The following is an 8618-nucleotide window of genomic DNA, read 5'->3' on the forward strand; positions in this document are numbered from 1 at the left end:
TGGCGTCTTTGCCTAATAGGGTGTCGGCACTGAGGTCGCCATCGATGCAGGTGAATTCGACGCGGTAGTTGAACGGCTGGCTCAGGCCTTCGTGGCCTTTGAAGGCCAGAACGTCGAGCACCGCGGCCACGTTGCGAACCGTGAGTTTGTGCCGGCTGTGGTCAAAGAAGGTGCGCAGTTCGTTAAGCATATGCAAGTCTCCGTGACAGTTGGCACAACCTTGACCCAGCCGCTTTTATGTTTCCGTTAGCAGAACAACGAAGTCATGCATCGTACCGACAATACAAGCTATTGCTGACGTTACGGCGCCCTCATAGCCATGAGTTAAAGAGGTAACTTTCAAAGTACTTTCAAGTGAGGTCAGACAGACGCCGACAGCCATGCGCTGGGGAGCGCTCAACGCAGGCATTTCACATAGTCAAGACAGCGCCTCCCGTCATTTTTTGCCTGAGGAGCGCCTGCAAGGTTACTGATTAAACCTAATGTTTAAAGAGTATTGCATTGAGTTTTAAAAAAGATCAAGACGTCATACGCATTCAAATGCCAGAAGTGTCTCGACTAGAGATATTAGAGGATCACAACACACAAGGAAATTTCCTACATCATTGTGCGACCATTTCGGATAGGCAATTATTCGATCAAGCGAAATATCGTACTTGATACTCTTACTCCTACAACAGACAGAGAAAAAGTTACCGCCTTTAAGTTGAAAACCTTAATTAAAACTCCTACACATTTAGCTATCCGCGCGAAGGAATAGAGAAATTTGTATAGGCACCGTTGAGCCAAAAAACTAAAAGTTTTTTCAAAGAAATTTGCAGGATCGACCTGTCGAGCAAAAGCGCGCTGTTTCAAATCACTCAACCAGAACCGGCCCCTCCCACAAGGCGCTTGCTGCTCGGGGTGGATTTAAACGCGCCACACGGGGATAGTTTGTCCCACTGACAGGACAATAGGCCCACCATGCAAGACCTCAACGACCTCTACTATTTCGCCAAAGTCGTCGAAGCCGGCGGTTTTGCTGCGGCTGGCCGGTTGCTCGGGATTCCCAAATCCAGGCTGTCTCGGCGCATTGCCGAGCTGGAAGACCGCCTGGGTGCACGCCTGCTGCAACGCACCACCCGACAACTGACGCTCACCGCGGTGGGCGAGCGCTACTTGCGCCACTGCCAGGCCATGCTGCTGGAAGCGGAAATGGCCGACGAGGCCGTGGCCAGCATGTCCAGCGAGCCGCGTGGGCGGCTGCGGGTCAGTTGCCCGGTGGGCCTGGCCCAGCAGATCCTGCCGGAGCTGGTAGCCGGTTTTTTGGCCGCGCACCCGTTGGTGCAGTTGGACATGACCCTGGTGAATCGCCGCGTCGACCTGGTGGCCGAAGGCATTGACGTGGCGCTGCGCGTACGCGAACTGGGCGACGAAGACCCGTTGCTGGTCACCAAACGCCTGCGCCAGGCGCATACCGTGCTGGTGGCCAGCCCCGTTTTCATGCGTGAGCGGCGGGTCGAAACCCTGGAAGACCTCAAGCAGTTGCCAATCCTTGGCGCACTCGAGGCGGACCGAATGGTGCACCAACGCATCATCGACCCCCAGGGCAATATGCACGAGCTAGTGATGGAGGCGCGCCTGGGCATCGAAGACTTTATCGTGCGCAAGGCCAGCGCAATGATGGGCGTGGGCTTTACGGTGCTGCCAATGATGTACTGCGAAGAAGAACTGGCTAATGGCCGCCTGGTGCAATTGCTACCGGAGTGGTCGTTGCCGGGCGGCTGGTTGCAGGCCGTATACCCGCACCGGCGCGGGGTGCTGCCGGCCATCCGGGCCTGGATCGACTATCTGGAAGAAGGCTTCAAAGGCTGTGGAGATCGGCTGTTATGAGCATGACAGAAGAACAAGTCGCACGTTTTTGCCTGAGCCTGCCAGGCGCACGGGAAGACTATAAATGGGGTGGCGTGCGGGTGTTTTCGATTGCCGGCAACAAGATGTTCGCCTTGCAGAACCTGCGCGGGGAGTCGCTGGCCTTCAAGGTCGACAAAGAATTGTTCCTGGGCCACGTCGACCGGCCGGGCATTCACCCGGCGCCTTACCTGGCGAGGGCGCAGTGGGTCATCATGAACACGCCCTACCCTTTAGGCGCAGAGGAACTGCGTGGCTTGTTGCAGCGCTCCCACCAGTTGGTGGTCAGCAAACTGCCCAAGCGCACGCAGATTGGCTTGCGGCTAGAGGATTGACAGCAAGGTGCCGCCGAGGAACAACTGGTCCAGCCAGAACACCTGGTGCAACAGCACAATCACCCAGAACAACACCTGGTAAGACACCTTGCGCGTCTTGTGCCGGAACACCTGCTGGGCAATCAACGCCCCCGGCCAACCGCCGGCCAGCTCCACCGCATGCAGGATGTTTTCCGGGGTACGCCAGCCTTCGGTCTGCGCCTTGCGCTTGTCGCTCCAGTACAGGAAGAACGCCACCACGCTGACCACGCCATAGGCCATCAACGGGATCACTGTTTCACCGCGATACCACAGCAACGCCGAGCCCAGCAGCGGCGCGGCACACAGCAGTACGAAGATCAGCGCCTTCAGGCGTGGGTGCTGGATACTCATGGCTTGACCGCAGTCCAGTCGATCCAGCCGAACTGCCAGGTCGCCAGGATCACCAGGCCGAAGGCGATCCGGTACCAGGCAAACGCCGCGTAGCTGTGGCTGGCGATGAACTTGAGCAGGGCCTTGACCGCAATCATCGCGAAGATGAACGAGGTGACAAAGCCAATGGCGAACACCGGCAGGTCCGCGGGCTGGAACAGGTCACGGTATTTATAGCCCGAGTACACCGCCGCACCGACCATGGTTGGCATCGCCAGGAAGAACGAGAACTCGGTGGCCGTCTTGCGCGACAGGCCAAACAACAGGCCGCCGATGATCGTCGCACCGGAACGCGAAGTGCCGGGGATCATGGCCAGGCACTGGGCCAGGCCGACTTTCAGGGCGTCTTTCCAGGTGATGTCATCGACTGTCTCAGCCCGCACTGCATGCTGGCGGCGTTCAGCCCACAACATGATCACGCCCCCCACCACCAGCGCCGTGGCCACGGTGATCGGGTTGAACAGGTAGTGCTTGATCAGATCGGCGAAGATCACCCCGAGTACCACCGCGGGCAATACGGCAATGATCAGGTTGACCGTGAAACGCCGGGCTTGGGGCTGGGTCGGCAGGCCGATGACCACGTCAAAGATCTTGCGCCGAAACTCCCAGACTACCGCCAGTATCGCGCCGAGCTGGATGATGATGTTGAAGGCTTCGAAACGCTCGCCGCCAAAATTGATCAGGTCGGCGACGATGATCTGGTGGCCAGTGCTGGAGATCGGCAAGAACTCCGTAAGCCCCTCGACGATGCCGAGAATCAATGCCTGTATGGCGGTCCAAAAATCCATGCTGTCTCCAAAGGTCATGCGCGTGGCATGCCTCTTAGTCTTTTTTAAGTTCACTGACGACGAGCGCACACAAGCGCCCGCGGTTGATTCTCAACGCCGGTCTGCAAAAATTCCGTGAAAAATCAGGCAGTACTCAGGTTTTTCGATTCCGGGCCGAAAGCCTATCAGACACGCCGGAAATCTCGAAGCAGCACCACAATTATAAAGAGCAGGGAGTGACAGGACGATGAACAGTTTGCGCAGCATGTCGATCAGCCGCCGCCTTTGGCTGATCCTGATAGTCGCCGTGTTGATGCTGCTGGCCTTGGGGCTGTTGATGCTCAACCAGATCCACGGCGACCTCTACCAGGCCAAGCGCCAGCAGACCCAGCACGTAGTGCAGACCGCCAGTGGCGTACTCAGCTATTACCAGAACCTGGAAAAAACTGGCGTACTGACCCGCGACGCCGCGCAACAACAGGCCCTGAGCGCGGTGCGCGGGCTGCGTTATGACCACGATGATTACTTCTGGATCAACGACCTCACCCCCGTGATGATCATGCACGCAGCCAACCCCAAGCTCGACGGCCAGAACCTCTCGGCGATTCGCGACCCGGACGGTTTCGCTGTGTTCAACGAATTCGTGAGCCTGGCCAAGGCCAAGGGCGCCGGCATCGTCAACTACCGCTGGCCCAAGCCTGGCGCCGAAGCGCCGGTAGAGAAAACCTCGTACATCCAACTGTTCGAACCCTGGGGCTGGATTATCGGCTCCGGGGTCTACGTGGACGATGTGCAGGCCGAATTCAGGGGCCAGGTGTGGAAAGCCTCGGCCATTGGCCTGGGCATTGCGCTGATGATGGCCGTGCTGGTGGTGCTGATTGCCCGCAGCATCGTGCAGCCGTTGCAGGCGGCGGTGAATGCCATGGGCAATATTGCCAGTGGCGAAAGTGACCTGACCCACAGCCTCGACACCCACGGCCGTGACGAATTGACGCAACTGGCCCAGCACTTCAATAGTTTCACCGCCAAGCTGCGCCAGGTGGTCGGCCAGTTGCAGGTGTGCGCGAACGCCCTGGGCCAGTCGTCCACCGAGCTGGGCCACAACGCCAGCCAGGCCCATGACCGCAGCCAGCAGCAGTCACAGCAGATGGAACTGGTGGCCACCGCCATCAACGAAGTCACCTACGGCGTGCAGGACGTGGCGAAAAATGCCGAGCACGCCGCCAGCGAAATGCGCGATGCCCAGGCCCAGGCACAGCAGGGCCAGGTCAATATCGACGGCAGCTTGCAGCAGATCGACCAACTCTCCACCACTATCAGCCAGGCCGTGGAGGTGATCCGCACGCTCTCCAGCGAAAGCACGCAGATCGGCGGGGTGCTGGAGGTGATCCGCTCCATCGCCGACCAGACCAACCTGCTCGCCCTCAACGCCGCCATCGAAGCCGCCCGCGCCGGGGAGCAAGGCCGTGGGTTTGCAGTGGTCGCCGATGAGGTGCGCCTGCTGGCCCAGCGCACGCAGAAATCCACCGCCGAGATCCAAGTGATGATCGAGCGCCTGCAAGGCCACTCCGAAGCGGCGGTCAAGGTCATCAGCGACAGCCACAGCGCCTCGCAACTGACCATTGAACAAGCCGGCCAGGCAGGCGCAAGCCTCACCGCCATCGGCCAGGCGCTGCACAACCTCAACGGTCTGAACGCCTCGATTGCCAGCGCCACCCTGCAACAGGCCCACGTGGTGGAAGACATCAACCAGAACGTCACCCAAGCGGCCGGGCTGTCCCACAGCACCGCGCTGGCGGCGGAGCAATCCAGCGTGGCGAGTGCACAGTTGCGTGGGTTGAGTGAACAGCTTGATGGGCTTTTGCGTCAGTTCAAGGTCTGATGTCCCTCAGCGGTGGGAGGGCTGCCCTCTCCCACCGTCCAGCGGCGTCACATCCCCAGCCACTGCGGCAGCGCGAGGGAAATGAACGGCAGGTAGGTGACCATGATCAGGAACACCAACAGAATCATCAGCCACGGCATCGCCGCGCGAATGGTCTGCCCCAGGGTCAGCCCCGTCACCGCCGAGGTCACGAACAGGTTCAGCCCCACCGGTGGATGCACCAGACCAATTTCCATGTTCACCACCATCACGATGCCCAGGTGAATCGGATCAATGCCCAGCTTCATTGCAATCGGAAAAAAGATCGGCGCCAGGATCAGCACAATGGCCGAAGGCTCCATAAAGCTGCCGGCAATCAGCAACACCACGTTGACCATGATCAAAAAGCCAATCGGCGTCAGCCCTTCGGAGATCACCCAGGCCGTGATTTCCTGCGGGATCTGCTCGGTGGTCAGCACGTGGGCAAACAGCATGGCGTTGGCGATGATGAACATCAGCATGATCGACAAGCGCCCCGACTCCAGCAGCACCTTGGGGCAGTCGCGCAGCTTCATGTCCTTGTAGACGAACAGCGCGACAAACGCCGAATACACCGCCGCCACCGCCGCCGCTTCGGTCGGGGTGAACATGCCGCTGTAAATACCGCCGAGGATAATCACCAGCAGCAGCAGGCCCCAGAACGCTCGGCGTGCGCAACTCAGCCACTCACGGAACGTCGCCCGGGGTTGCGCCGGCAGTTTCTTGATGCGGGCGACGATGTAGATCGCAATCATCAACATCAGGCCCAGCAGCAAGCCCGGAATCACCCCGGCCATGAACAACTTGCCCACCGAGGTTTCGGTCGCCGCCGAATACACCACCATCACGATCGACGGCGGGATCAGGATGCCCAAGGTGCCGGCGTTGCAGATGATGCCCGCACCAAACTCCTTGGGGTAACCGGAACGCACCATGCCCGCTACGGCAATCGAACCCACTGCTGCCACCGTGGCCGGTGACGAGCCGGACAGCGCCGCAAACAGCATGCACGCCAGTACCGCCGCAATCGCCAGGCCACCACGGATATGCCCGACACAGGCGTTGGCAAAGTCGATCAGCCGCTGGGCCACGCCGCCGGTGGTCATGAAGGCACCGGACAACAGGAAAAACGGAATCGCCAGGAAGGTATAGGCGTCGCTGGTTTCAAACAGCTTGATCGCCAGGGAACTCACTGAGTCCTGGCTGAACATCAGGATCGACACCGCACCGGACAGCCCCAGGGCAATCGCAATCGGCACGCCCAGGAACATGAACACGAACAACAGCAGAAACAGACAGAGCACGGCCATCAGTGACGCTCCTCATGGCTGCCGGCCAACTTGCTGGCCTCACCGGCCTCGTCGGCCAACCCCAACCCGACCTGGCGGTGGGTAAAGATGCGGTAGAAAATTTCCAGGTAGCGGATCAAGACCAAGGCAAAGCCAATGGGCACGATCACCACGATGTCGCCGACATCGATGCCGAACTGGTCGAGGTCTTCGGCGCCGATATGCGCGGTCATCACCGCACTCACCCACTTGTAGCTGGCCACCATGAACAGCCCGGCATAGGCCAGGCAGCACAGGCAGGCGAGCATGCCGAGCAAGCGCTGCACCGGGCGCCGGGTGAGCCGCACCAGCGCGTCCACGCCGAGGTGTCCAGCGGTGCGCACGCCGTAGGAAATGCCGAAGAAAATCAACCAGCCGAACATGGCCTTGGTCAGCGCCACGCTCCAGGTCATCTCTTGGGCCCAGGCCATGGTGCCGTCGCCCAGGGCATTGAAGAAGGCGCTGCTCCAGGCCCATTTGTCGGCCAGGGCAAAGAACAGGGTGTAGACGTTGTTGAGCATGACGTAGACGAATGTCACCAGGGTCATGGCGGCCAGCAGGAAAGCGATAAAGCCTTCCTCCAGGTGCTCCCAGACGCGCCTTAGCGTTTGCATGGCAAAACCTCGCGAAAAAGAGATGGGTTATGCAAGGCTCAGGGTGAAAACCGGTTCGAAATGTGGGAGCGGGCTTGCTCGCGAATACAGTCTGTCAGTTGATAACACTGGTGACTGACCCACCGCTTTCGCGAGCAAGCCCGCTCCCACATTGGATCTCGGTATGCCCTGGGATTACTGGTTGGAAGCGTCCGCCGCCTTGATCAGGTCAGCCCCAATCTCGCCTTCGAACTTCTGCCACACCGGGCGCATGGCTTCGCGCCACAATGCACGTTGCTCGGGGGTCAGTTCGATGATTTCGCTGGTCTTGGCGTCGACGATCTTCTGCTTGGCCGACTGGTTCAGCGCTTCGGCCTGCTTGTTCACCTCCACGGTGACCTCGGCCATGATCTGTTCCAGGGTGCTGCGCACATCCGGCGCCAGGCCATTCCAGAACTTCGCGTTGGTGATCACCATGTAGTCGATCAGGCCATGGTTGGACTCGGTGAAGTACTTTTGCACTTCGTTGACCTTCTGGCTTTCATAGTTCGACCAGGTGTTCTCGGTGCCATTCACGGTGCCGGTCTGCAGCCCCTGGTAAACCTCGGCAAAGCTCATCTTGCGCGGGTTGGCGCGAATCGCCTTGAACTGTTCTTCGAGCACGCTGGAGGCCTGCACGCGGAACTTCAGGCCACGGGCGTCCTTGGGTTCATGCAGGGCCTTGTTGGCGGAGAGTTGCTTGAGGCCGTTGTGCCAATAGGCCAGGCCGAGGATGTTTTTATCCTGCATCGAGGTCAGCAGTTGCTTGCCTTGGGCGGCCTGGAAACGGTCGACGGCGGCCAGGTCGTTGAACAGGAACGGCAGGTCGTAGATCTGCACTTGTTTGGTGTAGTGCTCGAACTTGGCCAGGGACGGCGCGAGCATTTGCACGTCGCCCAGCAATAACGCTTCCATTTCCTTGCCATCGCCAAACAGCGACGAGTTCGGGTACACCTCAACCTTGACCTTGCCGGGCAGGCGCTCTTCAGCAAGTTTTTTGAACAGCAGCGCGCCCTGGCCTTTAGGGGTGTTTTCGGCCACCACGTGGGCGAACTTGATCACAATCGGGTCTGCCGCCTGGGCCAGGCCTGCGGTAAACAAGGTGGCGGCGCACAGCAGCGCCCGGGAAAGCTTGAGCATGGGAATCACCTTCTTATTGTTGTGTTTAAGGCAAGGTGCCTGATGTAACGCGTGTCGTGAATTTCGAATTTTAGATACCTGCGTTCGGCCTGGCCGAACGCAGGCCTGACTTCAGGGTGGGAGCTGGCTTGCCTGCGATAGCGGTGTGTCAGGCAACACATACATTGACTGTTCTGCCGCTATCGCAGGCAAGCCAGCTCCCACACTTTGTTCCC

At 59.5% G+C, this 8618-nt stretch carries 9 protein-coding genes; 3 read left to right on the forward strand and 6 right to left on the reverse strand.

The window, feature by feature from the left end; genetic code table 11:
• A partial coding sequence (locus CER19_RS13435; protein WP_133298334.1) for a hypothetical protein occupies positions 1–190 on the reverse strand: 190 nt, incomplete at its 3' end.
• Between the two features lie 773 nt (positions 191–963).
• Between CER19_RS13435 and CER19_RS13440 the strand changes: the two genes are divergently transcribed.
• Together CER19_RS13440 and CER19_RS13445 are read left to right on the forward strand one after the other, a co-directional pair.
• Positions 964–1872 (forward strand): LysR substrate-binding domain-containing protein, encoded by a 909-nt coding sequence (locus CER19_RS13440; RefSeq protein ID WP_105226753.1) that lies wholly within the window; start codon positions 964–966, stop codon positions 1870–1872.
• Positions 1869–2225 (forward strand): MmcQ/YjbR family DNA-binding protein, encoded by a 357-nt coding sequence (locus CER19_RS13445; RefSeq protein ID WP_034127343.1) that lies wholly within the window; start codon positions 1869–1871, stop codon positions 2223–2225. The genes CER19_RS13440 and CER19_RS13445 overlap by 4 nt, the downstream gene beginning before the upstream one ends.
• Here the strand turns inward: CER19_RS13445 and CER19_RS13450 are convergent.
• Both CER19_RS13450 and CER19_RS13455 read right to left on the reverse strand, forming a co-directional pair.
• Positions 2214–2597 (reverse strand): DUF1294 domain-containing protein, encoded by a 384-nt coding sequence (locus CER19_RS13450; RefSeq protein WP_032892008.1) that lies wholly within the window; start codon positions 2595–2597, stop codon positions 2214–2216. The two genes, CER19_RS13445 and CER19_RS13450, sit on opposite strands and share 12 nt — an antisense overlap.
• Positions 2594–3424 carry an undecaprenyl-diphosphate phosphatase gene (locus CER19_RS13455; RefSeq protein WP_034127341.1) on the reverse strand — a complete coding sequence of 277 codons (831 nt, stop codon included), beginning with the start codon at positions 3422–3424 and terminating at the stop codon, positions 2594–2596. The genes CER19_RS13450 and CER19_RS13455 overlap by 4 nt, the downstream gene beginning before the upstream one ends.
• A 226-nt stretch (positions 3425–3650) precedes the next feature.
• On the opposite strand from CER19_RS13455, the gene CER19_RS13460 reads away from it, so the two are divergent.
• Positions 3651–5285, forward strand: a complete 1635-nt coding sequence (locus CER19_RS13460; protein ID WP_003191044.1) for a methyl-accepting chemotaxis protein — start codon at positions 3651–3653, stop codon at positions 5283–5285.
• A gap of 47 nt (positions 5286–5332) precedes the next feature.
• On the opposite strand, the gene dctM is transcribed toward CER19_RS13460, so the two are convergent.
• The 3 genes from dctM to dctP all read right to left on the reverse strand — a co-directional run bounded on the left by dctM (position 5333) and on the right by dctP (position 8403).
• Positions 5333–6613 carry a C4-dicarboxylate TRAP transporter large permease protein DctM gene (gene dctM, locus CER19_RS13465; protein WP_057012696.1) on the reverse strand — a complete coding sequence of 427 codons (1281 nt, stop codon included), beginning with the start codon at positions 6611–6613 and terminating at the stop codon, positions 5333–5335.
• A complete protein-coding gene (locus CER19_RS13470) occupies positions 6613–7245 on the reverse strand; it encodes a TRAP transporter small permease (protein WP_019820154.1) in 633 nt (210 codons plus the stop codon). Before CER19_RS13470 ends, dctM begins: the two co-directional genes overlap by 1 nt.
• Positions 7246–7419: 174 nt before the next feature.
• Entirely contained in the window at positions 7420–8403 is a 984-nt protein-coding gene (dctP, locus tag CER19_RS13475; protein WP_014718349.1) for a C4-dicarboxylate TRAP substrate-binding protein DctP, read from the reverse strand.
• Positions 8404–8618: the final 215 nt, after the last annotated feature.

The sequence above is a fragment of the Pseudomonas sp. GL93 genome (assembly GCF_003408955.1).
GTDB lineage: Bacteria > Pseudomonadota > Gammaproteobacteria > Pseudomonadales > Pseudomonadaceae > Aquipseudomonas > Aquipseudomonas paracarnis.